Source organism: Geobacillus zalihae (genome assembly GCF_030414215.1).
GTDB classification, from domain to species: Bacteria; Bacillota; Bacilli; order Bacillales; family Anoxybacillaceae; genus Geobacillus; species Geobacillus zalihae.
This window is the reverse complement of the sequence record NZ_CP129217.1, coordinates 654,795-681,319: the sequence shown is the minus strand read 5'-3', so window position 1 is coordinate 681,319 and position 26,525 is coordinate 654,795. Positions and strand designations below refer to the sequence as shown.

The 26,525-nt window shown below is 48.9% G+C and carries 25 protein-coding genes; 2 read left to right on the top strand and 23 right to left on the bottom strand.

All coding sequences use genetic code 11. The features are described from left to right. Window positions 1–94 precede the first annotated feature (94 nt). A complete protein-coding gene (locus QWV57_RS03485) occupies window positions 95–958 on the top strand; it encodes an SDR family oxidoreductase (RefSeq protein WP_081132288.1) in 864 nt (287 codons plus the stop codon). Between the two features lie 172 nt (window positions 959–1,130). On the opposite strand, the gene QWV57_RS03480 is transcribed toward QWV57_RS03485, so the two are convergent. The 11 genes from QWV57_RS03480 to QWV57_RS03430 form a co-directional block, all read right to left on the bottom strand. Next, the gene (locus tag QWV57_RS03480; protein ID WP_013146165.1) at window positions 1,131–2,441 is read right to left on the bottom strand and encodes a dihydrolipoamide acetyltransferase family protein; all 1,311 of its coding nucleotides are present in this window, start codon (window positions 2,439–2,441) and stop codon (window positions 1,131–1,133) included. Between the two features lie 29 nt (window positions 2,442–2,470). Beyond that, on the bottom strand, window positions 2,471–3,490 hold the full coding sequence (locus QWV57_RS03475) for an alpha-ketoacid dehydrogenase subunit beta (RefSeq protein ID WP_011230214.1): 1,020 nt from the start codon (window positions 3,488–3,490) through the stop codon (window positions 2,471–2,473). A gap of 27 nt (window positions 3,491–3,517) precedes the next feature. Further along, window positions 3,518–4,504, bottom strand: coding sequence for a thiamine pyrophosphate-dependent dehydrogenase E1 component subunit alpha (locus QWV57_RS03470; protein ID WP_013523101.1), 987 nt, complete (start codon window positions 4,502–4,504; stop codon window positions 3,518–3,520). 200 nt (window positions 4,505–4,704) lie between these two features. Then, the gene (locus QWV57_RS03465; RefSeq protein WP_301100558.1) at window positions 4,705–6,636 is read right to left on the bottom strand and encodes a sigma-54-dependent Fis family transcriptional regulator; all 1,932 of its coding nucleotides are present in this window, start codon (window positions 6,634–6,636) and stop codon (window positions 4,705–4,707) included. A gap of 351 nt (window positions 6,637–6,987) precedes the next feature. Next, entirely contained in the window at window positions 6,988–7,818 is an 831-nt protein-coding gene (locus QWV57_RS03460) for an alpha/beta hydrolase (protein WP_013146168.1), read from the bottom strand. A gap of 57 nt (window positions 7,819–7,875) precedes the next feature. Beyond that, the gene (locus tag QWV57_RS03455) at window positions 7,876–9,129 is read right to left on the bottom strand and encodes an MFS transporter (protein WP_165754958.1); all 1,254 of its coding nucleotides are present in this window, start codon (window positions 9,127–9,129) and stop codon (window positions 7,876–7,878) included. Window positions 9,130–9,187: 58 nt separating this feature from the next. Further along, entirely contained in the window at window positions 9,188–10,114 is a 927-nt protein-coding gene (locus tag QWV57_RS03450) for an NAD(P)-dependent oxidoreductase (protein WP_301100554.1), read from the bottom strand. 27 nt (window positions 10,115–10,141) lie between these two features. Then, window positions 10,142–10,867: a 4-carboxy-4-hydroxy-2-oxoadipate aldolase/oxaloacetate decarboxylase gene (locus tag QWV57_RS03445; RefSeq protein WP_301100552.1), complete on the bottom strand. Its 726-nt coding sequence runs from the start codon at window positions 10,865–10,867 to the stop codon at window positions 10,142–10,144. Further along, window positions 10,867–11,595, bottom strand: a complete 729-nt coding sequence (locus tag QWV57_RS03440; RefSeq protein ID WP_020754597.1) for a PIG-L deacetylase family protein — start codon at window positions 11,593–11,595, stop codon at window positions 10,867–10,869. The genes QWV57_RS03445 and QWV57_RS03440 overlap by 1 nt, the downstream gene beginning before the upstream one ends. Window positions 11,596–11,644: 49 nt before the next feature. Next, on the bottom strand, window positions 11,645–12,550 hold the full coding sequence (locus QWV57_RS03435) for a DUF6282 family protein (protein WP_301100549.1): 906 nt from the start codon (window positions 12,548–12,550) through the stop codon (window positions 11,645–11,647). A gap of 593 nt (window positions 12,551–13,143) precedes the next feature. Beyond that, a complete protein-coding gene (locus tag QWV57_RS03430) occupies window positions 13,144–13,794 on the bottom strand; it encodes a GntR family transcriptional regulator (RefSeq protein ID WP_047752143.1) in 651 nt (216 codons plus the stop codon). Between the two features lie 211 nt (window positions 13,795–14,005). On the opposite strand from QWV57_RS03430, the gene QWV57_RS03425 reads away from it, so the two are divergent. Beyond that, window positions 14,006–14,977: a catechol 2,3-dioxygenase gene (locus QWV57_RS03425; RefSeq protein WP_020755061.1), complete on the top strand. Its 972-nt coding sequence runs from the start codon at window positions 14,006–14,008 to the stop codon at window positions 14,975–14,977. Between the two features lie 67 nt (window positions 14,978–15,044). On the opposite strand, the gene QWV57_RS03420 is transcribed toward QWV57_RS03425, so the two are convergent. From QWV57_RS03420 to QWV57_RS03365, 12 genes are all read right to left on the bottom strand, one after another. Continuing rightward, window positions 15,045–15,383, bottom strand: a complete 339-nt coding sequence (locus QWV57_RS03420; RefSeq protein WP_013146175.1) for an antibiotic biosynthesis monooxygenase — start codon at window positions 15,381–15,383, stop codon at window positions 15,045–15,047. A gap of 35 nt (window positions 15,384–15,418) precedes the next feature. Beyond that, entirely contained in the window at window positions 15,419–15,787 is a 369-nt protein-coding gene (locus QWV57_RS03415; RefSeq protein ID WP_013146176.1) for a hypothetical protein, read from the bottom strand. A 4-nt stretch (window positions 15,788–15,791) separates the two neighbouring features. After that, window positions 15,792–16,487 (bottom strand): O-methyltransferase, encoded by a 696-nt coding sequence (locus QWV57_RS03410; RefSeq protein WP_050572307.1) that lies wholly within the window; start codon window positions 16,485–16,487, stop codon window positions 15,792–15,794. A 64-nt stretch (window positions 16,488–16,551) separates the two neighbouring features. Further along, window positions 16,552–17,823, bottom strand: a complete 1,272-nt coding sequence (locus tag QWV57_RS03405; RefSeq protein ID WP_129446788.1) for a sensor histidine kinase — start codon at window positions 17,821–17,823, stop codon at window positions 16,552–16,554. Between the two features lie 9 nt (window positions 17,824–17,832). Further along, window positions 17,833–18,510, bottom strand: coding sequence for a response regulator transcription factor (locus tag QWV57_RS03400; protein WP_020755058.1), 678 nt, complete (start codon window positions 18,508–18,510; stop codon window positions 17,833–17,835). Between the two features lie 142 nt (window positions 18,511–18,652). Next, entirely contained in the window at window positions 18,653–19,822 is a 1,170-nt protein-coding gene (locus QWV57_RS03395) for an ABC transporter permease (RefSeq protein ID WP_013146180.1), read from the bottom strand. Continuing rightward, the gene (locus QWV57_RS03390; RefSeq protein ID WP_013146181.1) at window positions 19,800–20,504 is read right to left on the bottom strand and encodes an ABC transporter ATP-binding protein; all 705 of its coding nucleotides are present in this window, start codon (window positions 20,502–20,504) and stop codon (window positions 19,800–19,802) included. Before QWV57_RS03390 ends, QWV57_RS03395 begins: the two co-directional genes overlap by 23 nt. A gap of 19 nt (window positions 20,505–20,523) precedes the next feature. Next, the gene (locus QWV57_RS03385; protein ID WP_020755055.1) at window positions 20,524–21,489 is read right to left on the bottom strand and encodes an efflux RND transporter periplasmic adaptor subunit; all 966 of its coding nucleotides are present in this window, start codon (window positions 21,487–21,489) and stop codon (window positions 20,524–20,526) included. Between the two features lie 199 nt (window positions 21,490–21,688). Then, window positions 21,689–22,708: a LacI family DNA-binding transcriptional regulator gene (locus QWV57_RS03380; RefSeq protein WP_301100535.1), complete on the bottom strand. Its 1,020-nt coding sequence runs from the start codon at window positions 22,706–22,708 to the stop codon at window positions 21,689–21,691. Window positions 22,709–22,726: 18 nt separating this feature from the next. Then, the gene (locus QWV57_RS03375; protein WP_301100533.1) at window positions 22,727–24,262 is read right to left on the bottom strand and encodes an alpha-amylase family glycosyl hydrolase; all 1,536 of its coding nucleotides are present in this window, start codon (window positions 24,260–24,262) and stop codon (window positions 22,727–22,729) included. A gap of 71 nt (window positions 24,263–24,333) precedes the next feature. Beyond that, window positions 24,334–25,176 carry a sugar ABC transporter permease gene (locus QWV57_RS03370; RefSeq protein ID WP_301100526.1) on the bottom strand — a complete coding sequence of 281 codons (843 nt, stop codon included), beginning with the start codon at window positions 25,174–25,176 and terminating at the stop codon, window positions 24,334–24,336. Next, window positions 25,176–26,456 (bottom strand): carbohydrate ABC transporter permease, encoded by a 1,281-nt coding sequence (locus QWV57_RS03365; protein WP_033005602.1) that lies wholly within the window; start codon window positions 26,454–26,456, stop codon window positions 25,176–25,178. The genes QWV57_RS03370 and QWV57_RS03365 overlap by 1 nt, the downstream gene beginning before the upstream one ends. Between the last annotated feature and the right edge of the window lie 69 nt (window positions 26,457–26,525).

Below are 26,525 nucleotides of genomic sequence, written 5' to 3'. Positions count from 1 at the left end.
TCATTCGTTGTTCATGCCCCATCCCCTCTCTGTACATATTTCCCCTCCTCCGTCCCATACTAACAATGACAATATCCGTTAAGGAGGGACCACGATGGTCACAAAGCAACAAACAACGCTGCCCCCGCAGCACCAGACGCGCCAGCCCGGCCTGCAAACGGAGATGAACCCGCAGCCGGTCACGATCAAAGATAGTTATAAAGGAAGCGGCAAGCTCAAAAACAAAACCGCCATCATCAGCGGCGGCGACAGCGGCATCGGCCGCGCGGTCGCGGTTCATTTCGCCAAAGAAGGGGCCGATGTGGCGATTCTCTATCTCAACGAACATGAAGATGCCGACGAAACGAAACGGCTCGTCGAGCAGGAAGGAAGACGGTGTCTGGCCATTGCGGGAGACATTGGCGATGAAGCGTTTTGCAAAGAGGCGGTGAAACAGACGATCGAAGCGTTCGGCAAGCTTGACATCGTCGTCAACAACGCCGCCGAGCAGCACCCGCAGCCGAATTTTCTCAACATCACTGCCGCGCAGCTGGAAAAAACGTTTCGCACGAACGTATTCGGCTGCTTTTTCCTAACGAAAGCGGCGCTCCCACACTTAAAAAGCGGAAGTGCGATTATTAACACCGCTTCGATCACCGCCTACGAAGGAAATGAGCAGCTCATCGACTACTCGGCGACAAAAGGCGCGATCGTCGCCTTCACCCGGTCGCTCGCCAAAGCGCTCGTCGGCCAAGGCATTCGCGTCAACGGCGTCGCCCCAGGCCCGATTTGGACGCCGCTCATCCCGTCGACGTTCAAAAGCGAGCAAGTCGCCACATTCGGCGCCAACACGCCGATGAAACGTCCCGGCCAACCGTGCGAAGTCGCCCCGTGCTACGTCTTTTTGGCGAGCGATGAGTCGTCGTACATGACCGGGCAAATGCTTCATGTAAATGGCGGCAAGTTCATCAGCGATTGACCGCAGCCACCGCTGTTGCCAATCATTTTTAACAAAATCGCGTTACCTTTTCTCACAAAAATATGGCGTGATTGTAAAAAAACGAGTACGATAAAGCTACGATGTTCCTCTACTTCTTTACAAGGTGCCCCTCTTCTCTCACCCCACCCCGGAATGGGGGCGGGGTTTTTTGTCACATAACAAGCAGCCAATCCGGTTCAGACAAGTACGTTTGACATTCATTTAAGGCGTGTTGAGCCATCATCCCATCAATAAGACGGTGATCGTAAGTAAGGGACAGCGGCATCACAGAAGCAATCTCAATCGAATCATCGACGACCACCGGTTTTTTCTCAACTTTCCCGATTCCTAAAAGACAAGACTGTGGATAATGAATAATCGGCGTGAACCACGAACCATTGGCCGAGCCGATGTTCGAAACCGTGCATGTCCCTCCGCTCATCTCCACCGCTTGAATCGTTCCCGCTCTCGCCTTCGCCGTCAATTCTTCAATTTCTTTCGCAATTTGGAACAACGATTTTTGATCCGCATCACGAATTACCGGGACGAGCAATCCACGGTCAGTGTCAACCGCAAACCCAATGTGAATGAATTCGTGAATAACGATTTCTTCTCGTTCCTCATCAAGCGAAGCGTTGAGCATTGGATACTTTTTCAACACCGCTGCCAGCGCTTTTACCACATAGGCTAAATAGGTCAGTTTTACCCCTTGTTGCTCGGCTAGCGGTTGGATCCGTCGGCGATGTTGAACAAGACGGGTCGCATCGGCCTCGCCAAAATGGGTGACTTGCGGAATGGTCCGCGTTGACCGCACCATCGCTTTGGCGATAGCCTTGCGGATGCCTGTCAGCGGCACTCGGCGCACTTTTTCCCGGCTTTCCTGCTTCTCTAAAATCTCAACACTGGCAGCAGCCTCATCTGTTGCTTTTTGCTGCCGAACCGACAATGCTGCTTCAATATCGCTTTTCAATATTCTTCCGTTCTTTCCGCTTGGAGTGATTTCCTCTAAAGACACGTTCTGCTCGCGGGCAAACTTTCGCACTGACGGGGCAGCCACGAATGTTTTTTGAGGAGTCCTTTGTTTTCCCGCGCTCGCCGCACGACGAATATCGTCTTCCGTGATTTTGCCATTCGCCCCCGTCGGTGTGACCGTACTCCAATCGACGCCAAGCTCCTTGGCCAGTTTTTTTACGCGTGGGGTGATCTTGATCTCTGTCTGCGGATCTCCGCCGTCCGGAGCAAACGTTTCGACGGCAATGACGGCCAGTACTTCGCCGACCTTGGCCGTATCCCCTCGTTTCTTTTTGATCTCTTTTACTGTTCCTGACTCGGGAGCGTGAATTTCTGAAACGGCCTTTTCTGTTTGCACTTCCACTAGCGTGGCTCCTTTTTCCACCGCATCTCCTTCGGAAACGTGCCAAAACGTAATGAAACTTTCATCATGGGAATCGGATAATTTGGGCAATGTCACTTCGACAACCATAAGCTGCCTCCCTTGGAACGAACTTTTCCTTATTCATTGACGAGTTGGATCGCCTCACGGAAAATTTTATCGGCATTTGGCAATACAAATTGTTCAAGCGGACGGCTATAAGGAATTGGCACATCCGGAACAGCAATCCGCTTCACCGGCGCCTCCAAATCATACAAACAATGTTCAGCGGCAATCGCGGCAATTTCCGCCGTCATCCCGTACGACAGATAGTCTTCATCAACAACAAGTAAGCGGTGTGTCTTTTTAACCGATTGAATGATCGTCTCTTTGTCCAATGGGACAAGAGAACGCAAATCGATCACTTCCGCTTGAATGCCTTGTTGTTCAAGTCTTTTGGCCGCTTCGAGCGCCTGATGCACTGTCATTTGAATACCGACAATGGTGATATCCGTTCCCTCGCGCACAATATTTGCTTTCCCAAGCGGCACAGTATACGCCTCTTCCGGTACATGCCCGATCGAAGCATCAAGCTGATCCATCCAGCCGAGCCCTTGCAAGGTTTTATGGAACATAAAGACAACAGGGTTATCATCGCGAATAGCGGAAATCATCATCCCTTTTAAATCATATGGCGTCGACGGAGCGACGACTTTCATCCCAGGAAGATGGGCAAAGGTGGCGTACAACGTTTGCGAGTGCTGGGCGGCATCGCTGTAACCGCCTCCCACCGCCGTCATCAATACCATTGGCAGTTTCACCCTGCCGCCGGACATGTACGGAATTTTCGCCATATGGTTGTAAATTTGGTCCATACAAACCCCAAAAAAGTCGACAAACATCAGCTCCACGATCGGCCGCATTCCTTCCGCAGCGGCGCCGATGGCAGCACCGATGAACGCGGTCTCAGAAATCGGCGTATCGATGACCCGTTCCGGTCCAAACTTTTGGAACAATCCCTCTGTCGCTCCAAAAATCCCACCGTATACTCCGACATCTTCTCCCATCACAAAGACGTTCGGATCTCTCTCCATCTCAAGGCGAATCGCTTCAGCCAGCGCCTTATTTCCCGTTAACAGCCGCTGTTTTGTTTGTTGCATATGGCAAAACTCCTTTCTCCTATGAAATTAGACAAACACATCTTCCAATGCCTCTTCCGGCTTGGGATAATCGCTTTCTCTCGCAAACGCGTACGCCTGATCGACCTCAGATGTCGCTTTGTTTTCCAGCTGTGCAATCGTCTCCTCTGTTACCCCACATTCATTCAATAAATAGTTGCGAAGGCGAATAATGGGGTCTTTTTGGCGAAGCAACGTCACTTCATTTTTATCCCGGTATACTTCCGGATCGCCTTGGAAATGTCCTAAATAACGGTATGTTTCAATCTCAATAATCGACGGCCCTTGTCCAGTTCGTGCACGTTCAACCGCTTCTTTCGATACGTTGTACATATCAATCGGGTCGTTGTCTTTGACATAGTATCCTTTAATGCCATAGGCGGCTGCCCGTACATCATTCGAGGGAACCGCTGTAGACGCCGTTTTCGGCACAGAAATTCCATATTGATTGTTTTCAATGACAACAATGAATGGCAGTTTCCATAATGCCGCCATATTTAACGATTCATGAAATGCCCCTTGATTGGCGGCTCCTTCGCCGATAAACGCAACCGCCACCCAATCCGTCCCCCTTTTCTTGGCCGCCAGCGCCGCGCCAAGGGCATGAGGAATCCCAGCCCCAACGATCCCTCCGCAGGAAAATTTGACGTCAGGATCAAACAAATGCATATGGCCGCCCTTTCCTTTTCCTAGTCCAGTGGCTTTTCCGAAAATCTCTGCTGTCATCCGGTTCAAATCCACCCCTTTGGCAATCGCATGGTGATGCGGACGGTGAGGGGCAGTCACCGTATCTTCCTTTTTCAAGTGAACACACATCCCAGCTGCAGCCGGTTCTTGTCCAGTGGCCAAATGCATTTCCCCTGGCACCGGCCCCGCGCCGATATTAAACACAGGAGATTTCCCTTCGGCATACGCCTCCGCCATTTTGTCTTCATAGCAGCGAATTTTGTACATCGTTTCGTACATCCAAAGAAGATGATCCTTGGAAATGGCCAACTTCCTCTCCTCCTTCACTTGATTGGTACCGCTTTCATCATTTCTATAAAGCAAAAATCGTTCCAACGCTTGTTTCCTTTTCTTCGTCCGCCAAATTGTTTATCCAAAGCCGTCTTTTTGATCCAACCTAAACAAAAACAGCGACAAAGTGTTTCATTTTGTTTCACTTTGTCGCTACACTTTGATACAAAATGGGACAGTCAATACCGAATATTCCATTTATCCATTTGCCGGTAAAATGTGCTCCTCGATATGCCTAAATAACGGGCAGCTTTGGAAATGTTGCCGTTGCACTGCTTTAACGCCTCGATGATGGATTGCTTTTTTATCTCATTTCGGGAGATGTCTACGTTCTCCCTGACTTGAGACGAGCAGGACGGCTGAAAAATTTCTTCCGGCAAATCCGCTGCTGTCAACATAGGTTTGGTGCATTGATTCAGCACCCGCTCGATTATATTTTGCAACTCGCGAATATTTCCTGGCCAATCGTATTGCATAAGCGCCTCTAAGAAATCGGACCGTATCTCAGGAAACGGTTTATTTCGTTTGTGAGCCAGTTTTTCAATAAAATGACGGACGAGAAGCGGAATATCTTCTTTTCTTTTCCGAAGCGGCGGGAGAACAATCGGCATAACATTCAACCGGAAAAACAAGTCTTCGCGAAAGCTGCCTTTTTGCACTTCCTGGCGAAGGTCTTTGTTGGTCGCTGCGATGATTCTTACATCAACAGGGATCACTTTGTGCCCGCCAATTCTCATCACTTCCTTTTCTTGAATAACGCGCAAAAGCAACACTTGCATTTCCAAGGACATTTCGCCAATCTCATCCAAAAAAAGCGTTCCCCCATTGGCAAGCTCAAACTTTCCGGCGCTTCCCCCTTTTTTCGCTCCTGTGAATGCCCCGTCCACATATCCGAACAACTCACTGCCAAGGAGATCACGCGGTATGCCTCCACAGTTAATGGCAATAAACGGTTTGTTTCTCCGCTTGCTCTCATTATGAATCGCCTGAGCCACCATCTCTTTTCCTGTTCCGCTTTCCCCTAATATTAACACGTTGGAATCTGTCGCTGCGGCGAGCCTCGCTTCGTTCATTTTCTCAATGAAACACGGGTGTTGCCCGATCATATCCGCAAACGTGATTTTCGCTTGGTTTCCCGATAGGTGGTTGACAAACTGGCGTACCTTTTCAATTTCTTTTACAATGATCATCGATCCGATTCGTTCTTTTTTCTCGTAAATTGGAATCTTGTCAACTAACACATGGTGCACCGCGTTTGAAGGCTTGACGCTTAGATGCAGCTCTTGATTTTGCAAATGAAGCGGGTGGTTCGAACAGATAGAGGGATCATTGAAAAGATCGTCGAGCTTTTTCTCTTCCAGTTGCAGTTGTGGTATATGGAACAGCTTTTTTAACTGGTTGTTCGCCTTTACGATCTTCCCATCGCGATCGATGATTAAAATGCCTTCTTTCATATTGTTCGTTGTCGCTTCCAAAAACCGTTGCATCATCACGTTTTTTTCAGCATTCTCATGTAATTTTAGTTGGTACTCAATCGCCTTTACGGCTGATACAACCATTCCTAGCGTATGAGAGTGCACTTTTTCATAGGGTCCTGACATATTCAATACACCAATGATTCGGCCGTCGGGATCATGGATGGGGGCAGCGGAACACGTCCATGACTGGCATATTTTCGTGTAATGTTCCTCAGCAAACACTTGAATCGGACGATCAATGGCGATCGATGTGCCAATGGCGTTGGTCCCCATCACTTGCTCGCTCCAGTCCGCCCCCGCGATAAATCCGATTTCTTCCGCCCTCGCTAAAGGCTCGCGATCGCCAATCGACAAAAGCAACTGTCCGTTTTCATTGCACAGGATCACCAAAAATCCAGATCCTTTGACAATCGAATACAACCCTTCCATTAACGGCAATGACCAATCGATCAAGGAGCGGTACTTTTCATTGTCGATTTCTTTAATCCACCCGTACGGCCGAAACGGATCAACCATCGCTTTTTTCGACCGAAGCCAAGAGTCTCGAATCATGGGCGGCAAATCGGGATCGAGCTCGTTATGAAATACGAACTTTTCCCACATGATTTTCACTTGCTCGCTGGTCACGGCCATCTTATGTTCACCTCCGTGGTTGCTTTTGTTTTCTGTTTTCTCTTTCTCTCGCAGATTTCCTTTCTTGTATTTCGACGAAAGTGTAAAAAATGATCTTACATTCGTCCATGAGCATTTGTTAAAAATGACCAAAACTTTCGAGACAGGAGATAGGTACTGAACAGAGCTGTTGACCATGCCGCCTCGCACCAATTAGGCAGATATGGAGGCCTTTCTTCGTGCGTGAAACCTTTTATGTGTATATACTGCAATAGAAAAGGTGTCCCGACCTTTTTGGGACACCCTCTTCCTTCATGAACAGACAAGCCTACTTTATCGCATAACATCCTTCATCGATTTAAAGATGCGATTTTATTTCAAACGCGCATCAAGAAAATCTAATACTTTTCTAATATTTTCTTCTGAATGAAATTCCGGCCCACCATGCCCCGCATTTTCAAACAGCTCGAGAATGACGTTTTCTTTTCCGATAACTGACTCCAATTTTTTAGCAAATTCAACAGATTGTAAATACGGAATGATATCATCTTTCATCCCATGCTGAATCAAAAATGGAGGACAATCTGGCGTAATATAGGTTTCTGGATTATGTTTGGCAACTAAATCTGGGATGAGAGTAATTTGTTGCCCCATCAATTTCGATTCAAATGAATCTGAGGAATTATGAATTTGACCTTCGATACCGATTTCAATAAATTGGTCATCCATAGTCAGAAAATTGATAGGCCCATACCAATCAACAACCGCTTGCACTCGGTCAGAGTATTCAACATATCCTATAGTAGGATTTTTAAACTCCGGAACATCCCCTGAAGTTCCAACTAATGCCGCTAAAGCCCCTCCTGCCGATCCGCCCCATACAGCGAATTTTTCTGAACAAAGCGAAAATTCATCAGCATGGGCACGCAAGAATCGAATCGCAGCTTTTACATCTTCAATATCGGCCGGAAACGTAGCTTCACCGCTCAAACGATAATTCACAGAAGCAATAGCATACCCTCGCTCCAATCCATGCAATGCAGCCTCGCAATCTGGGCCCTTTTTATCTCCGAAAGCAAATGCTCCTCCATGGATAGAAATAATGACTGGAAATGGCTTTTCCCCTTTCTCCGGTAAATAGATGTCTAACTTTTGTGATTCAGATAACGAAGCATATGGAATGTCAAAATACGTCTTTGTCATATTCATTCCCTCCCACAAATTGCAATAAGACTAAAAATTCTTTCCTTAGATACACCATTATTGAGCAATTGTCTTCGAAAATTCAAAATTCCTTTTGGCAGGGGCCGTTTCTTTTAACCCTAAAAATAGAATAAATGTAACAATTGTTGCTAACAACACGATCCATATAGGTGCAGCGATACCATAGCGATCAGCAAACATGCCGCCTAACGCTGGTCCTAACGTTCCCCCAATTACCTCTCCAACAAGATTCACAAGAGACATAGCCGTCGCTGCCGAAACAGGGGGAACAGATTCTCCGGGAATGGTAAAAAATGTTAAGGGAGCTAGGCATGATCCACAACTAAATGTAATAACAGCTAACACGATCATTCCGTGTATATTGTGGAAAAGCAAAAATGAGATGGGCAGCAACATTTGCACAAACATCACCGTTAACACAACAGGTTTACGACCAAAGCGATCTGAAAGCCACGGCATTAATGCTGACCAAACAAACTGGGCAATACCATAAATGCTGAAAATGGCTGCAGCTGCTGTTTGTGAAAACCCTCCTTCTTTCATTAAGTATAAAGGTCCAAAACTTGAAAACGTTAAAATTGGCCCCCCCATTTGAAAAATAGCACCTATTACGCATAGCCATACATTTCGACTTTTCAAAACTATCTTTACGTCACTCCACTTCATTTTTGAAACATGACTAACATCCTTCTCTGATTCATTAGAAAGACGCGGCTCTCGCATATAAATCCATAGAAAGATACCTAACAAAATGCCTGGTATAGACATGGAATACAGAGCATATCGCCAACCTAAGTGACCGGCAATCGCTACAATCAATGTGGGAGTTAGCCCACCTATTAAAGAAGACATAGCGATAATAAACCCCGCATTAAAACCTCTTCTAGAAGGAGTGGATTCAGCCATCATCGAAGCTTGAATCAGAGGAATAGAAGGTCCTTCCGCCAAACCAATGATGGCTCGGGCAACAAGTAACGCAATAATTGATTGAGCCAACCCTACTCCAAATGTCGCTATAGAAAACATAAAGACAAAGAAAACAAGAAAGTTTTTTCTCTTTCCAATTGAATCAGAGATAAACGCAAAAATTACACTACTAATCCCCCATGTAAAGGCAACAATGGACATTGTCAAACCCAGCTGCGCATTGGTAAGCTGTAAATCATCAGCTATATTTGGAAAAATATACGTAATACCAAGTCGATCTAAAAAAATCAACCCCCATAACAATCCAAAAGATACCATAATGATATTTTCATATCGCCACCATTTCACTGCTCCGTGATTCATCGCTTTTCTCTCCCCTTTGAAAAATTCGCTTTTTGTGACCATGGCTTCACGCCATCAGTCAACTCTCTTTTATTTTCCTTTGCTTATGATTCTTTCTTCTCTCCCCCTTGAGCATCGTCAGCAATTGATCATAACTTTTAGGCGGCTGGCCGTTCCATTGTTCACGTATTCTTTGATCGGCCAGCCATTGCAACTTTGCCTTCACCGCCTCAGACATCGTCGCATCAATGCCCAGCATGCCGAGCGTGGCCATCACTTCGCTCATTTCTGCCACCCGTCGCTCCGCATGAATAGCGGTGCGCGGCAGCAGCAAATCCGCTGTTTCTTGCAGCGGCCGTGCGGTTATCGATTCATTTAGAGAAGCCAGCACCGTCTCCTCAACCCCATATATTCGGCTTGCATGCAGCGTCTCAAGCAACAATGCCGAAACCCCTTTCATAAAAATGCTGCGAAACATTTTTATGGCTGACGAACTTCCAGGAGTTTCGCCAATGAATGTGACATTCATCCCCCATCCATTGGCTTCTTCTGCAAACCCGAGCGCCTTCGATCCGCTGACATAGATTGGCACTTTATGCTTTTTCAGAGGAACAGTGTCCATCACTGCCGCATCGATAAATGAGGCTCCTGTTTCGGCAATGCGTGCCGCCACTCGCTCCATTGTCATCGGAGAAGCCGCGTTCATATCAATGTAACAATGATCGGTATGCAAAAAGGGCTGAATGTTTTCCGCGATCATTTCCGCGACTTTCGCACTGGCCGTGCAAAAAAGATGTGTTGTGTTTTCGCAAAGTTCCTTCAAGGAAGCCGTGAGTGGGATGCCGAGCGCCGCTGCCCGCTCGCGGATCATAGCTCCATATAAAGGATGGTCGCTGTTTATGTCATAGGCGAAAATAGAGGTGATCTTCTTTTCTTCCAGCAGCCCGCTTGACATGGCAAAAGCCGCTTCTCCAAATCCAATAAATCCAATCGATGGTGCTATCATTTTCCATCTCCCCATCGTTCAAAACGTTTATGTCGCCTTGATTCCAAAAGAATGCCGTTTTTGAAACGCTTCCTCGTTCTCGTAGTACACCACATTTTCTCTTTGCAATGTTGCTCGCAAATGGTAAAAATCTAAGCTCAACTCGCCTTTTTCAATTTTCTGCTTTGTTTCCGCTTCTTTGTCAACGCGTTTTTTTGCCGCCTCCAATGATGAAGCCGCCTCATCTTTGCGAATCACTACCACTCCATCATCGTCCGCCATGATGAGATCCCCTGGGTGGACGAGCACGCCAGCGCATACGGCGGGAGCGTTCACCCAACCGCCCCTCGCTTTTGTAGTGCCTTCCGGATGAACAGCTTTCGACCAAACTGGAAAGCCGAGTTCACGAATTTGTTTTACGTCGCGAATGCCAGCATCGATAATAAGCCCTTGTACGCCCCTCTTCATTAACGCACGCACAATAAGCTCACCAATCATCCCATGAATTCCTTCGCCAATCGTTGCGACGACAAGTACGTCTCCAGGCTGACACACTTCAATGGCGGCATGGATCATTAAATTATCTCCCGCGTAGCAAACGGCGGTCACTGCTGGCCCGCATATCGATATCCCCTGTTGAATCGGCTTCAGTTTAGGAGAAAGCAGCCCTTGCTTTCCTTGCGCTTCATACACGGTTGACACATCGTAATGTTTCAGTTCCTCGATGATTGACAAAGCTGGACGTTGAATGTTGCGAATGATGTATTTTTCCATCAGATAAGCTCACCCCCTACAAGAGGGAAAAAACGGCTAAACGCTTCCGCGTATTGATATTGTTGATTGCCCGAGCACCGGCGTGCATGGTTGCCGCGCAAAGCTGCTTTAGCTGCATAATAGTCAATTAAATGTTTTTGCGCCTTGAAACAATTCATCGCTGCATATTTTTGTTCATACGTATCGGTAATATCAACGATCACTTCCGGCTTGAAATCGCTAATCTCCGATTGGTGCGGTTCAAAGCCAAACAGTTTCGGTTGCTTGATTTTCGGCAAATCGACATCGCGCACCCCAGCCGATGTCGCCAACACGGACGCTTCAAACACAAAACGGGAAACGGTTTCATGGTCGGGATTGAACGCATCACGCGGCCCATGTGTTAAAATCACATTCGGGCGAGCCTCACGAATTTTCCTTACTAATTGCAACGTCCGCTCCGGCGTGATGGTCATATGATAATCTTCGTAATCCCAAATCTCGTAATCCTTCACTCCCAAGCATTCTGCCGCGGCTTCGATTTCACTTCGGCGCACCGCTTTAACGTTTTCAAGAGTCTGTCCTTCCACCTTCCATAAGTCGTTTGATTCACCACGCGCTCCATAGCTCAAAATCACAAGCGACACATTGGCTCCAGCCTTTACATATTTCGCAATCGTCCCGCCGCCTCGCCAGACAAAATCAGCAGCATGGGCGCTGACGACTAATAAGTTTGTGTGTTGATCCATGGCTTCTCCTCCTATCGAACACTTATTCTCTTTCTATAACCGGTTGCTCTTACACTTTCGAAGCGACTTCTTCCACGAGAATTGCTGTATTGATGACAGTCATTCGTCTGACTTCGTCCGGTGTAAAGCCGCCATGCTCAATGAGTTGACGAACAAACTCCAGCAGCCCTTCATCCGGGTAGACGTTGCTCGGCTGGCCTAAGTCGGTGGATAAAATGCAATGTTTGGAACCAACATACCGAATTTCCGCAAATACCGACTCCCACGTCGTCTTTCCTGATGCCGGTGTTGTAAAGCAATGTTCCATGATCGCTCCCATCTCAGCAAGCTCTTTTTGTTCCTCTTTGGACAAAGCGATCGATGGAAAGTTTGGATGAGTGATGACGATTTTCCGCACACCGACCGCACGAGCCTCTTTCACCAGTTCATAAATTTCCTGTTTGCCCACATGTCCCGTCGCCAAAATCAAATCGTATTTTGCCATCACTTCCAAACAGTCGTACACTTCTTTTTTCAAACGATGGTTTTCATCTAAAATTCGAATGGTTGGCAACGCCTTTCCTTGCGCCTCAAATTCTAGCCGCAACTTCGCCCAATGTGGCAATTTCGCAGGAGGGCTGTTGATAAAATGTTCTTGTTCGTTCGCAGCGTCAAACGTCGGCATCCACACGATTTTCGCTCCGTCTCTTGCCGCCATTTCCACCGCAACAGCGTTTAACCCTCCAACTGTATTGTTTAGGCAGATCGCTCCAACCGCTTGAAATCCGGGAAACTGGCGATTGACCAAAGCTGCTCGTTCAGCGGTGCAGAAATAATGGGACTTAATGCCGTATCCCTTCATGCCAAGCCGTTGAAGCCGTGCCGCCATCTCAAAATCATCCAGTTTTCTCGGCAACACGTCAGGTCCGGTATGAACATGAAGATCATAAGCATCCTTCAGCAACTCTTCATACAAACAGCATCCCTCTTTCTTTAAACAATATTGTTAAACAATTTTGTTTATGATTGAATTATAAAATACTATTCTTCATCATGTCAACAAAATCATTCAAAAATTTCGTAAAAAAAGCTGGTTTCAGCTTTGTCGCTGAATAAACCAGCATGTTCCTCCACTCTTACCGGACTTCTTTAACAATCTCTATACATGCTCATTAAAAAATTAACATTTGCCTTCTCCTGCAACAAACTGCCTTCCCCCATGGCTCAGCTCGCAGATTGAGCCTACAGGATCTTTGGAGGAAGTGCTGTAACGCTCAGGGTGTGCAGGATAACGGAGAGGTTAACTCTTCATGTTGCATGTATATCGTTGGAGGCCAGACCATTTCATCGTGGTAAACTACCTACCACTTACACTTCGCTGAGAAGTGGGGCTTCAAGCGACTTGTGCGTGTTCACCGAACAGCAAGCCACGCCCAAGAACCCTTTACGCTTCCCTTCGTTCCGAAGGTGTCCGTTCTAACCATATTCTATCGTATTGGTTGGCTAAGCCAATCGAATTTCTCCTTCTTTCCCTTCGTTTCGAAGTGGGAGACTTCTTTCGGAAAGATGCTAAACTAAAAAGGCAAAGTGCTCTTCGATCGTTTTTCGGATATTGGCAATATGACGGCGAACAGCGTTTTCCGCTTCCTCAGCATTTCGCTCTTTTAACGCGCGATAAATTTGCTGATGTTCTTTCGCTGAATTTTCCTTTCGTCCTGGAATCAAAATCGTCCGCAAATGGTAGCGAAGAAGTTGGCCTTTGATCAAGTTGACCATTTCCACCGCCTGTTGATTGTCGCTCGCGCGATAAATCGTATCATGAAACCGTTTGTTAAGCTGTGAATATTCTTCAAAATCCCCCATATCTAAATATGTCTCCATCTTCTCACAAATTTCTTCCATTTGTCGAAGGTCTTCCTCCGTCAACCGTTCCACCGCACTGCGGATGATCAGTCCTTCCAATGCTTCACGGATCTCAAAATAGTTGGAAACTTCTTTGACAGTAAATGATTTCACCGTTGCCCCTTTGTTTTCTTCCATATCTACTAAATGTTCCTGCTCCAATTTAAATAACGCTTTTTTGACCGTATTTCGGCTGACGCCGATTTGCGCAGACAGCTCGCTTTCATTTAACTTTTGCGAAGGCAAAAACGTGCCGTTCATAATTCGTTCTTTAATATATTCATAAGCTACATCCATCGGTCTTTTGGCCATTGTCATCGCTCCATCTCCATTTTGTTTAACAATATGATTATACATTTATTTTCAATGATGAAATTGAATTCGTCAATGTTTCGCAAAACGTTTTTCTTTGCGCAGCATTTTGAAGCGGATGACAACTGAATATGAAAGCGCTTATTGACATAACTTTTTGCATTTTGTATAGTTAAATTGTTAAACAATAATGTTTAATTAATGCGGAGGGGAGACCATGACAACAACAAAAAAGCTCGACTTCGATATCGCCCATCTTGGTCATGTAGAACTGTTGACGCCAAAATTCGAAGAAAGTGTTCATTTTTTTACTGATATTCTCGGAATGCAAGAAGTGTATCGAAACAGCCAGTCTGCATATTTGCGTTGCTGGGGGGATTACGAAGAGTATTCCTTAAAGTTGACAAAAGCTGAACATGCTGGAATCGGCCATACGGCATTGAGAACGATAAGCCTTGAAGCCTTGGAAAGAAAAGTGCATGCCATTGAAGAAACAGGACAAGGAATCGGATGGATTGACGGCGATGAAGGACACGGCAAAGCATATCGTTTTTACAGCCCGGACGGCCATGTGATGGAATTGTACTATGAGACTAATTTTTATGAGGCGCCCGATCATCTCAAGCCTTATTGGAAAAATCAGCCGCAAAAATTCACTGGACATGGAGCCGCTGTCAAGACATTAGACCATATTAACTTTTTATCTTCCAATCCCGAAAAAGACGGGGAGTTTGCGGAAACGATCCTTGGTCTTCGTCTGACGGAACAAATCGTGATGAATGACGGCCGAAAAACAGGAATTTGGTATCGAGCCACGAACAAGTCGTATGATATTGTTTATACAAAAGATGCGACCGGATCAAGAGGACGGCTTCATCATATCGCTTTTGCTGTGGAAAGCATGGCCGATATCGTGAGAGCGGCCAATGTATTTGTAGATCACGGCGTTTACATCGAGCTTTCCCCAAGCAAGCATGCCATCAATCAAACGTATACGACATATGTGTACGAGCCCGGCGGCAATCGAATTGAAGTATGTTCCGGAGGCTATCTTGTCTTGGCTCCGGATTGGAAACCAATTACATGGACCGAAGAAGAGAGGAAACGAGGGCAGGCTTGGGGAAACAAAACAGTGGAAACATTCCATACGTACGGAACACCCAGCATTCCAAGCAACATAAAACCATAACCGCATTCAGCTCCTCTCAACGCCAATGCCATGAGCGAAAAGAGGAGCTCTTTTTCATTTCCCTTTTTCAATCTTCAGCCGACGCTGACTGTGCCGCCTGTTTCACCGCCTTCACCTCATAATGTCCGACTTCGACATTGAGGATGTACTCCGGCTTCGCTTCATTTCGTCTCTGTTTATGTCCGGCGATATGAGCGTCGCTTTTCTCCCATTTTTTCCAATGCTCCTCCGATTCCCATGTAATCAAAATGACGACTTCCTCATCGCCGCGGCGCGCTTTCTTAACCAAAATTTTCAAATCAACAAACCCCTCTTGCTGTTCGATGATTCCAGGCTTTCGAAACCGCTCAGCCACTTGGTCGGCGAATCCTTCAGCCACTGTGATTTTACGCATTTGCACGAACATAAATCCTCTCCCTTTCTCTGTTGATGATGATGCGATTATTGTTCGCTGCTGTCCTCATCGTTGCGCTGTTCATCGATAGGGGCATCTCCGTCGCGGTTTTGAACTCCCCATATACTGCTCAGCTCTTCGTCATGAATATCAAACGATTGGATGAATTCATTGATCACCATCTCGATTGCTTTCAACTCTCCTGTCAGCACGGGATGAATCGATTGAAGCTCCGGCGATTGCAGTTGCTGTTTCAATGTCTCCCGTTTGACATAAAGCCGTGCTAAAAATTCGAGCGCCCGCCCGCGACGGAACGTTTTGGCGCCGCGATGCGGCCCTTTGTGCATATGCGCGCCTTTCCATGCGGGATGGCCTTCGAATGGATGTCCATGTCCATGAAAAAAATGTCCATGCATGCCGTCATCTTTCCTCCTTCGCCGCTTTCACTCTCGCCACCGTCACACCGTCCCCAATGGGGAGAAACAAGGCATCAAGCGCTGGATGCCGAGCAACGGTCTCATTGAACTGCCTCATGATTTCCCCGCGCCGTCCCAAGGCGCGCGGAGTGCCAATGCCGCTTCCTGCCATGGTGTTGTCCGCTGCGATGATCGCGCCCGGATTGGCGAGGCGGAGGCAATAATCGAGATAATGAACATAGTTTTCTTTGTCCGCATCAATGAAGAAGAAGTCGAAGCGCGAGCCTTGGGCAACAAGCGCTTCAAGGCTTTCCAAGGCTGGTCCAACCATATACACGACTTGGCTGCCGAAACCGGCTTTTTCTAGGTTCTGTTTTGCCAAGCGGGCATAGTCCTCCACAAGCTCAAGCGACGTCAACAACCCGCCCCGCCCAAGCCCGCGCGCGAGACAAACACCGCTGTAGCCTCCAAGCGCTCCGATTTCCAACACGTTTTTGGTGCCGGAGATGGCGACAAGCATCGTCAACAGCTTTCCTGTCGCCGGCGAAACAGAAATCGGCGGAAGGCCGTTTTCCTCCATTGAGCGTCGGATGCTGGCAAGCACTTCATCTTGCGGAGCAAACTGTTCATTCATGTAACGGTTTAATTGCCGAAACAACTCCCATCCTTCATGGCGATCGTGCGGATGCTTCGGTTCCATGCTTTCCCTCCTTCTGATCCTATTCGTATACAATTGTATACAAACATAAACAGAACGTCAATGTTTAATCCCCCGACCGCTTATATTTCCATCTCGCCGCCGGGAACATCACTTGAAACCGCGTTCCTTCGCCGAGTTTGCTTTCCACCTTCACCTTGCCATGGTGTTGATCAATAATCCATTTGGCGATCGCCAATCCAAGACCGGCTCCATCCGATTGCGAGCGCGCCTTGTCGCTTTGGTAAAAGCGGTCGAAAATGCGAGGGAGATCTTCAGTTGGAATGCCGATGCCGTCATCTTCAACTTCCACCACGACCGATGAGGAAAAACGATGGCATGCAAGGCGAATGTGTCCGCCTTCCGTCGTATATTTCAAGGCATTGTCAAGCAAAATGACGATCAATTGATGGATGCGTTCACGGTCGCCCACCCACTCAATAGGGATTTGCGCTTCGACGCTCATCGTTTTCTGTTGGTACGAAGCGATCTCGCTGTACTGTTCGCCAATGTCGCGGACCAATTCATCCAGCCGAAACGCTTCTTTTTGCATTTCCAACTGATTCGAGTCTGAACGCGCCAAGGTGAGCAGTTGGGAAACGAGCCGCGACAAGCGGCGGCATTCTTTGGCGATCACAGAAATATCGACGCTTTTCTCTTCAATGGTTGCTTTCGGAGAACGAAAAAGCGCATCCGTTTTTGCCTGAATGACAGAAAGAGGCGTGCGCAATTCATGGGAGGCGTCGGAGACAAATTGCTGCTGTTTTTTCCACGCCGCTTGAATGGGAACGAGCGCCCGGCCAGCCAGAAAATAGCCTGCCGCGATGGCAAACAGAGCGCTCAGCATGCATCCTACTGCAATCATGAACATCAATTCGCCAAGCAGCTCGCGTTCAGAGTTCGTATTACGCAGCATTTGCACCGTTATCGGGCCAAACGCCGTATTCACTTCAACAGCCAACGTCCGAAAATAGAGATGGCCTACGTTCACCTCATACAGTTCATCAAGCCTTTCTGGGGGAGTGAGCGGCAGCCCGGTGAAAAAAGAAGCGTCGCGGGTCATGCCGACCATTTCTCCTTTCTCGTTCCAGATGACCACCACCAGCCGCGGGTCGCGCAACAGCGGATCATGAAAGAGCGGATCTCCTAACAGCGCATCATCCTTACGCCATGGCCCGCCCTGCCTAATCCGCTCCGCCAATCGTTCAAGCGGAACATCGGCCGCATGGTACAGACGCTCCTGCATATACACGTACAGCACGACGCCAAGCGCGCTAATCACGAAAAACACGACGAGCGAGTTGACGAATGTCAAACGCCAAAGGGTTTTGTGAAACATGGCACATTTTCACTCCTGCTCCCGCACCAGCATGTAGCCGATGCCGCGGACAGTTTGAATATCTGCATGATAGCCAAACGGCTCAAGCTTTTTCCGCAGCTGATGAACGAACACTTCGACAATGGCGATCGTCGTATCAGAGTCAAATCCCCAAATACGGTCAAAAATTTGTTCCTTCGTTAAAATGACGCCTTGGTTATGAACGAGATATTCCAAAAGCTCGTACTGTTTGCTGGTCAATTTCAGCGGTTGACCGTCAACCACGACTCCTTTTTCTTTGCCAAACAATTCGATGCCGCGGTAGCGGATCGTCTGTTTCGTCGTCAGGGCGCCGCTGCGCCGCAAAAGAGCCCGCAGACGCGCCTTCAGTTCCGGAGACTGAAACGGCTTCACCAAGTAATCGTCTCCGCCAAAATCAAGTCCCTTCACCCGATCTTCAAGCGAGTCTCTCGCCGTCAGAAACAACACCGGCGTTTCGATTCCGTCTTCACGAAGACGACGGACGATGGAAAAACCATCGATGCCGGGAAGCATAACGTCCAAGATGATGGCGTCGTAAATGTTTTGCTGCGCTAAAAACAACCCTTCATCGCCGTCACATGCCCCATCAACCTCAAACTCATCCGCCAGCATCTCGATCATAGCCTCCCGCAAGTCGTGGTGATCCTCGACAACAAGCAGCTTCAACTATCTTCCCTCCTCTTTTTTAACCTATGGCTGTAAGGAACTTCCCTTCGCAGTGAAAGGCAACAGCTAAGCACCATACATGCCGTATCGGGAAAGGAAAAACAAAGCGCCGCATGATGCGAACGCTTTGTTTTTCTTTCTTTTATTCGTAGCGCAACGCTTGAATCGGGTCAAGCTTGGCCGCTTTGTTCGCTGGAAATACGCCAAACACCACTCCGACCAACAAAGAGAACAAAAAGGCGAGCAATGACACGGAAGGGGAATAGGAGATTGTCATCCCCATCACCGACTTCAGCACTTGGCCAACACCAAATCCAAGAACGACGCCAATGGCTCCACCGCATGAGCTGAGCACCACCGCCTCAACAAGAAATTGAAGCAAAATGTGGCGGCGTTTGGCGCCGACCGCTTTGCGGATGCCAATTTCTTTCGTCCGCTCGGACACCGAGACGAGCATGATGTTCATAATCCCGATGCCGCCGACAAGCAACGAGATGCCAGCGATGCCGCCAAGCATCAGCGTCATCGTATCGGCTACGGAACTGACCGTTTCCATCAAATCCTGCTGATTAAAGACGCTGTAGCTGTCTTCATTGTTTGGGAACAAATGGGCAAGAAGCCGTTTTGCTTCCACCATCACGAAGTTGACGTCTGAAGCCTTGTCTGCCTGGATATACACGGTTTGGATGTTCATCGTCTTTGTCAGGCGCTGGGCGGTCGACAGCGGCATCAAAATGACATCGTCCCCGCTTTGTCCAAGAGAACCGCCTTTGGACGCCAAAACGCCGACAACTTTAAACGATGTCCCATCGATTTGCACGTACTGGCCAACCGGATCCCCGAATCCAAACAACGTTTGCGCTATCGTCGCGCCGAGCACGACGATTTTTTGCCTGTACTCGATATCGATGTCTGATAAAAATCGGCCGCTGCTCACATTGACATCGCGAACCGCTTCATACGAAGCTGTCGTGCCGATTAACGATACTTGCGCTGAAGCAGTCCCTTGTTTGACATTCACTCTCCCAGACACGATAGGAGCGATGTCCTTTACACCGGAAAGTTCGCGAAACTTGTTCATGTCTTCAACCGTCAGCTTTACTTCATCGCTGTTCATGACGTTGACCGTCAATAAATTCGTTCCGAGCTGATTGATTTGGCTTGTCACTTGCTCACTTGAGCCTCGACCGATGGAGACGAGCACGATGACGGACGATACGCCGATGATCATGCCCAACATCGTCAAAAAGGAGCGCAACTTGTTGCCGCGAATGCTGCGCCACGCCATTTTAATGGATGGAAGAAGCCCCAACGAACTCACCTCTTTCTTCCAACAACTCGCCATCTTGAATGCGGACGATCCGCTTCGCTTCTCTGGCGACTTCCCAATCATGGGTGATGAGTACGATCGTATGCCCTTGCTCATTGAGCTGCTTCATGATGTGCATAATCTCTTTGCTTGTTTTGCTGTCAAGCGCGCCGGTCGGCTCGTCAGCGAGCAAAATCGGCGGATGGCCGACAAGAGCGCGGGCAATGGCGACGCGCTGTTGCTGGCCGCCTGACAGCTGGTTGGGCAAATGGTGGACTCGCTCCTGCAGCCCCACTTTTTCAAGGCATTCATAGGCAATGGCTCGCCTTTCTTTCACCTTCACTCCCCGATAAATGAGGGGAAGCTCAACGTTTTCCAGCGCCGTCAGTTTGGATAGAAGATTGAAATTTTGAAATACAAATCCGATTTTTTGATTGCGAATGACGGCGAGTTCATCCTCTTTCATCGTTCTGACTTCCTTCCCGTCGAGCCGGTAGCTGCCGGAATCCGGGCGATCAAGGCAGCCGATCATATTCATCAACGTCGACTTGCCCGAACCAGAGGGACCGACAATCGCAACAAAATCCCCTCGTTTGACTTGCAATGAAACCCCGCGCAGCGCATGCACCGTTTCTCCTCCTAAACGGTACGCTTTCGTCATCCCTTGAATATCAATCATCAACATACGATTCTCCTCCTTCCTCTCATGGCTGGCCACCTGTCCGACGGTTCATTCCGCCTCCTGGCATGCCGCCCATCCCTGGCATCCCGCCCATCATTCTTTCTTGCCGCCCTGGATTATTCGTACTGGAGGAAGTAGAAACGCTCGGCAGCTGCACGATTTGCCCTTCGCTCAATCCATCGGTAATTTCAATGTTGTCTTCATTGCTAATGCCGGTTTTCACCGTTTGGCGCACAGCCGTGCTGCTCCCGTCCGCCGACTGTTGGACGACAAGCACAAACTTTTCATCATTCATCGTGTGAACCGCTTCGATCGGAACATACAACGCATTATCTTTCTTTTCGACTAAAATGCTTACTTCCGCTGTCATGCCGATTTTCACATTCGTCGGTTTATCGATGTGCACCGTCACATCGAAAGTCGACACACCGTTCGAAACCGTCCCTTCTTTGGCGATGGAGGTGACCTTTCCGGTATATGTCGCCTCAGGAAAAGCGTTGATCTTAATCGCAGCGGTTTGTCCGACCTTCACTTTTGGAATATCGAGCTCATCCACTTGCACTTTTACTTGCAAATCGCTGTAATTGGTGAGATGGGCGACGACTTGTCCGTCATTGACGCGGTCTCCTTCTTCCACGTCGAGCGAGGTGATCGTTCCAGCTGCTGGCGCTTCAATCGGATCGCTGCCATCAGTAAATGTAATGAGGTCTTCCCCCTTCGTCACGGTTTCCCCTTCGGAAACGAGCACTTCATCCACTTCTTTGCTGCCGTCAGCTTGAATGTCCGTGCTCGTTACGGACTCAACCGTTCCCGATCCACTCACTTTCACTTCCAACGTTCCTTTTTGCACTGAAGCGGTCGCCGTCTGAGCCATGGCGGGCTCGCTTTTGGCCTGCGTGAAGTACCATGCACCGCCGGCGCCGGCTGCAGCCACAATCGCGACCAACGCGATGATCCATTTTTTCACTTCGCATTCCCCTTTCTCCATTTCAAATAAGCATCGACACTCCGATTATCCAAAGGGTTGCTTAATTTTCCCTTAATTTTTTCGTTTCTTCCTTCCAAACCTGAACATACGCTGTCCACAATACTTTTGCATGGTGACCAAAATGAAAATATGATCATGCTCGAAAACAAAAAAACGCCCGCCAATACGACGGACGTCTCTTTGCCAACACCGCTTCTTTCTAACGCTGTGCACACGACCCCCGCTCCACGAGCCGGTGCGGGATGATGATGCGTTTGATCGGTTCATTCGGGTTGGTGATTTTCTCAATTAAACTTTTCGCCGCTTCGTAGCCGAGCTGAAAAATGCCGATGTCAACCGACGTGAGCGGCGGACGCGACATTTCGGCGAGCAGCGTGTTGTTGAAGCTGACGATCGAAACATCTTCCGGGACGCCAAGCCCCATTTCATCAAGCGTTTTCAAGATGCCGAGCGCCATGAGATCATCGGCGACGACAAGCCCGGTCGGCGGCTCAGGCAACGAAAGAAGCTCCTTCATCGCCTCTTGGCCGCCTTCTTGCAAAAATTCTGCATGGACGACGTATTCCGGCCGGTACGGAAGCCCCGCCTCCTGCAAGGCCGCGGCGTAGCCGGTTTGGCGGTCGACGGTCACCAAATATTGCGGATTGCCGCCGACAAACGCGATGCGTTCGTGCCCGCGAGCGATCAACCAGTTTGCCGCATCTTTCCCCGCCTGGACGTTGTCGTTGTCGACATGGGTCACTTGTTCCGCTTTTTGGTGCGGTTTGCCGATGACGACGAACGGAAAGCCATGCTTTAACAAGTACTTCATGAGCTTATCGTTTTGCCGTGAGTAAAGCAAAATAACGCCGTCGACGCGCCGTCCTTGCAGCATCTCCACGACCCGTTCGTAAATCTCACCTTCTTTTTCCCCGGTCGACATTTGCAAGGCGTACCGCTTTTCATGGGCGGCTTTGCTGATGCCGCGGATGACTTCCGGGAAAAACGGGTTTTGCAGCGCTTGGTCGGCCGAGCTCGGCATGACGATGCCGATCACTTGCGTCGCCTGGCTCGCGAGGCTGCGAGCAATAAAGTTCGGGTGATAGCCGAGCTCTTTCATCGCTTCGCGCACCCGCTGTTTCGTCTTCTCGCTGATGCGCGGGCTGTCGGCGATGACGCGCGAGACGGTTGACGGCGCAACGTTCGCTCGTTTCGCCACATCTTTAATCGTAACGGTCATAAGCCCCCTCCTTTCCATTTATTCATTGATCCGTTTTGCCCGTTTTTTCACCAAATATAAAAACAAAAGAAACAGCACGTAAACCGATACGATGGCGGCGATAAACGGGATGTTGATCCCCGTTTTTTCCCGCAGCTTGTATACTTCCGCCGTTTCGCGATCGAGCACAAGGTCGTAGCCGTCATCATCGCCGCGGACGAGATCGTCCAATAAAAAGCCGCGCAGCTCTTTGTTTTTTGGCAACTGGTCGTTCGTTAGGTGAACGTGCTGCGTTTCGCCCGTGTTGTTGATGGCGATAACCGTTGTTTCATCTTCATATTGCCGTTTCCACACCGCCATGCCGTCTTTTTCATACAGGAGCGTAAAATCGCCGCGCCGCAAAGACGGCAGCTGTTGGCGGAGCGGGCCGATTTTTTTCAAGTAATCGATGATCTCCGGATCGGCGCGGAAATCCATCAAGCGGCGGTTGTCCGGGTCTTCGCCGCCGTTCATGGCGATTTCCGTTCCGTAATACATGATCGGGATGCCGGGGGCGGTGAACAAATACGTCATCGCCAGCTTGATGCGTGAAATCGGATTGTTGCGGTTGTCAATCGAAAGTTTCGTAAACCGCACGGTATCGTGATTGTCCAAAAACGTCCCGAGCAAGTACGGGCGGTCGTAAAACGTTTTGTTGTATTCCCAGACGTCATACAACGGCCGGAGCGATGCATCGCGCCTAGCAAGCGACTGCTTCACCGCGCCATACAGCGGGTAATCGACAAATCCGTCGATGCCGTATTTGCCGTATTCCGCAATATAGCGCGGATCGTCGCTCCACACTTCGCCAAGAAGGAAAAAGTCTTGTTTCACCGATTTGACTTCTTTCGCAAACTCCTGCCAAAACGATTTCGGCACGTGGCGCACTGTATCGAGCCGGTAGCCGTCAATGTCGGTCTCTTTAATCCACCATTTGGCAGCGTCAATTAAATACGTTTTGACCTCTGGATTTTCCTGCGCCAAATCAGGCAACCCATACACCCAGCCGTTTTCAAGCTGTGTTTGGTCGTTCCAGTCGAAAATCTCTTTTTTCGGATGGAACCAATCTTTTTTCGCCGGGTCGCGAAGCCATGGATGGTCGTAGCCGACATGGTTGGCGACAAAGTCCAAGATGACTTTCATATGGCGCTTGTGCGCTTCTTTGACGAGTGTTTTCAAATCGCCCAGCGTGCCAAAGTGCGGATCGACTTGATAAAAATCTTCAATCCAATAGCCATGATAACCGCCCGGCATGTTTTTAAAAATCGGCGTCAGCCAAATGGCGGTAAATCCCATCTCCTTGATGTAATCGAGTTTCGCCGTCACCCCTTTCAAGTCGCCGCCGAAATACCCTTTCGGATCGTTCACATTCACGTTCTGGTCGTTTGTCGGATCCATATTGTTAAACCGGTCGACCATAATGAAATAAATGGCTTCATCTTGCCACGTCCGTTCTTCTTTCTCCGCCGCCGCAGCCGGCATGGCATAAAAAAGAAGGAACGGAAGGACGAGCAGCATAAAGAGCCGGTTCCCCATTTCCATTCCTCCCTTCCCGATTCATTTGCTCATTCGGAAACGGGTAAGCCCACTATTTATGATAGCGGTTCTTACCCTTTTGTGCCACCGGCCGTTAAGCCGGAAATCAAATACCGCTGCAGGAACAAAAAGACGACGGCGATCGGCGCGGCAATCAAAATCGAGCCGGCGGCAAAGCGGGTGAAGTTGTTCGCAAACCGGTCGCTGATGAAGTTAAACAGCCCGACCGCCAATGTAAATTTATCCGGGTCGCGCAAGACGATCGACGGCAGCAAAAAGTCGGTGAACGGCGCCATAAAGTTGAACAACGCGACAACGGCCAAAATCGGCTTGGCCAAAGGCAGCATAATGCGGAAAAAGACGCCGAAATGCCCGGCGCCGTCGATGCGCGCCGCCTCATCCAGCTCGCGCGGAATCGTATCAAAGTAGCCTTTGACCAGCCAGGCGTTAAACGGAATTTGTCCGCCTACATAAATGAGAATGAGCCCCCACAGCGAATCGAGCAAATGGAGCATATTGAGCAAAATATAGATCGCGACCATCGCCATGAGCGACGGAAACATTTGCAACACTAAAAACAAATACAGCCCCGTTTTCCGCCCGACGAATTTGTAGCGCGAAAACGCATAGGCGATGAGCGCCGTGAAAAAGACGGATAACACCGCATTGGCCGCAGCGACAAACAAGCTGTTTTTATACCAAAGCAAATAATCGCTCTGCGGGCTGGTAAATAACCATTTATAATGCTCGAACGTCCACTTCTCTGGGATGAGAGATGCCGAATACAGGCTTGTTCCTGGATTGAGCGACATGCTGATTGTCCAAAGGAGCGGATAGGCGATGACGACAAACATGAAGGCGATAAACAAATAAATAAGCGCTACTTCCACGCGCGATTTCCATTTGCGGTTCATCAAATGTTCCCCTCCTCTTTAAAGGAACGGGTGCGCCGGAACTGGTAAATGGCAAACCCGCTGACGATCAAGCCGATGATGAGCGAGATCGCCGCCGCCATATTGTAGTTGTTCGTCGTGAACGTCAAATCGTACACCCATGAAATGAGAATGTCCGTCCCCCCGGCGTTTTGTCCGCGCACGGCGGGTCCCCCGTCGTTGAACAAATAGATGATGTTAAAGTTGTTGAAGTTGCCGGCATATTGCATAATCAACAGCGGCGCCGTCGCATACAAGACGTGCGGCAGCGTGATCGATTTGAACTTTTGCCAGCGCGTCGCTCCGTCGATGTCGGCCGCTTCGTACCAGTCGCGGGAAATGCTTTGCAAAACGCCGGTAAACAACGCAAAGACGAACGGGAAGCCAAGCCACGTTTGAATCAAAATAAGCGCCACTTTCGTCCAAAACGGATCGGTCATCCACGGGATCGACACCCCAAACAAACTCAACACTTCGCGGTTGATGGCTCCGAATTTGTCGTTGAACATCGCCGCAAACACCAAAATCGTGACAAACGCTGGCACGGCCCACGGCAAAATCAACACCGTGCGGATGAACCGCTTGAACTTGATGCGCGGGTCGTTGACAAGGAGCGCCAAAAACAGGCCAAGGGCGATTTGCGCCGTTGTCGCCACCACGGTCCAAACGATCGTCCAGGCGAGAACGCTAAAAAACGTGCTTTTCCAAATCGGAATCGACACTAAGTTTTTGAAGTTTTCCAACCCAACCCAATTCAACAAATGGCGCGGCGGCGAGTGGTACAAGTTGTAGTCGGTAAACGCGAGCGACACCATAAACAACAGCGGCAGCACCACGATAAACAACAGCATCACAAGCCCGGGCGTCACAAAGATGTACGGAAACCCCCGATCCCACGCATGACGGCACGATTCGATCAGCGATGGGAACGGCTCGCCGCGTTGCCGGCGGCGGGCATCGTTGCGCGCATCAATGATGTTCGCAATATGCAGGGCGGCGGCAAAAGCGATGATGATGACCGAAACCAATCCTTGAATCAAGAGAAAAATCGAATGATCAAGCATCGGGATTTCGCCAAGCGTGACGAGTCCCCACAGCCCGATGTTCAAAAAGTTATAAAACGTCAGCAAAAACGAAGCCTCAATGATGATGAACAAGATGCCTTTGACATACCGGCGGTTGTACAATTGCCCAAGGCCGGCAAACAACAGCGACAGCGCCATCGCCACCGCCGGCCGATGGCGGACGTTTGCTTCCGGCATTCCAATCCCCCCTATCGTATGGATAAGAATGGTGGATAGGGCTGATCCTATCCACCACGATATCACGCG

Bases quoted from the DNA above. Each gene is read 5' to 3' on its own strand.
- QWV57_RS03485 (WP_081132288.1), top strand. From the start codon at position 95: ATGGTCACAAAGCAACAAACAACGCTGCCCCCGCAGCACCAGACGCGC.
- QWV57_RS03480 (WP_013146165.1), bottom strand. From the start codon at position 2,441: ATGGTTGTCGAAGTGACATTGCCCAAATTATCCGATTCCCATGATGAA.
- QWV57_RS03475 (WP_011230214.1), bottom strand. From the start codon at position 3,490: ATGCAACAAACAAAACAGCGGCTGTTAACGGGAAATAAGGCGCTGGCT.
- QWV57_RS03465 (WP_301100558.1), bottom strand. From the start codon at position 6,636: ATGGCCGTGACCAGCGAGCAAGTGAAAATCATGTGGGAAAAGTTCGTA.
- QWV57_RS03460 (WP_013146168.1), bottom strand. From the start codon at position 7,818: ATGACAAAGACGTATTTTGACATTCCATATGCTTCGTTATCTGAATCA.
- QWV57_RS03455 (WP_165754958.1), bottom strand. From the start codon at position 9,129: ATGAATCACGGAGCAGTGAAATGGTGGCGATATGAAAATATCATTATG.
- QWV57_RS03450 (WP_301100554.1), bottom strand. From the start codon at position 10,114: ATGATAGCACCATCGATTGGATTTATTGGATTTGGAGAAGCGGCTTTT.
- QWV57_RS03445 (WP_301100552.1), bottom strand. From the start codon at position 10,867: ATGGAAAAATACATCATTCGCAACATTCAACGTCCAGCTTTGTCAATC.
- QWV57_RS03440 (WP_020754597.1), bottom strand. From the start codon at position 11,595: ATGGATCAACACACAAACTTATTAGTCGTCAGCGCCCATGCTGCTGAT.
- QWV57_RS03430 (WP_047752143.1), bottom strand. From the start codon at position 13,794: ATGACAATGGCCAAAAGACCGATGGATGTAGCTTATGAATATATTAAA.
- QWV57_RS03425 (WP_020755061.1), top strand. From the start codon at position 14,006: ATGACAACAACAAAAAAGCTCGACTTCGATATCGCCCATCTTGGTCAT.
- QWV57_RS03420 (WP_013146175.1), bottom strand. From the start codon at position 15,383: ATGTTCGTGCAAATGCGTAAAATCACAGTGGCTGAAGGATTCGCCGAC.
- QWV57_RS03415 (WP_013146176.1), bottom strand. From the start codon at position 15,787: ATGCATGGACATTTTTTTCATGGACATGGACATCCATTCGAAGGCCAT.
- QWV57_RS03410 (WP_050572307.1), bottom strand. From the start codon at position 16,487: ATGGAACCGAAGCATCCGCACGATCGCCATGAAGGATGGGAGTTGTTT.
- QWV57_RS03405 (WP_129446788.1), bottom strand. From the start codon at position 17,823: ATGTTTCACAAAACCCTTTGGCGTTTGACATTCGTCAACTCGCTCGTC.
- QWV57_RS03390 (WP_013146181.1), bottom strand. From the start codon at position 20,504: ATGTTGATGATTGATATTCAAGGGATGACGAAAGCGTACCGTTTAGGA.
- QWV57_RS03385 (WP_020755055.1), bottom strand. From the start codon at position 21,489: ATGGAGAAAGGGGAATGCGAAGTGAAAAAATGGATCATCGCGTTGGTC.
- QWV57_RS03380 (WP_301100535.1), bottom strand. From the start codon at position 22,708: ATGACCGTTACGATTAAAGATGTGGCGAAACGAGCGAACGTTGCGCCG.
- QWV57_RS03375 (WP_301100533.1), bottom strand. From the start codon at position 24,262: ATGGGGAACCGGCTCTTTATGCTGCTCGTCCTTCCGTTCCTTCTTTTT.
- QWV57_RS03370 (WP_301100526.1), bottom strand. From the start codon at position 25,176: ATGAACCGCAAATGGAAATCGCGCGTGGAAGTAGCGCTTATTTATTTG.
- QWV57_RS03365 (WP_033005602.1), bottom strand. From the start codon at position 26,456: ATGCCGGAAGCAAACGTCCGCCATCGGCCGGCGGTGGCGATGGCGCTG.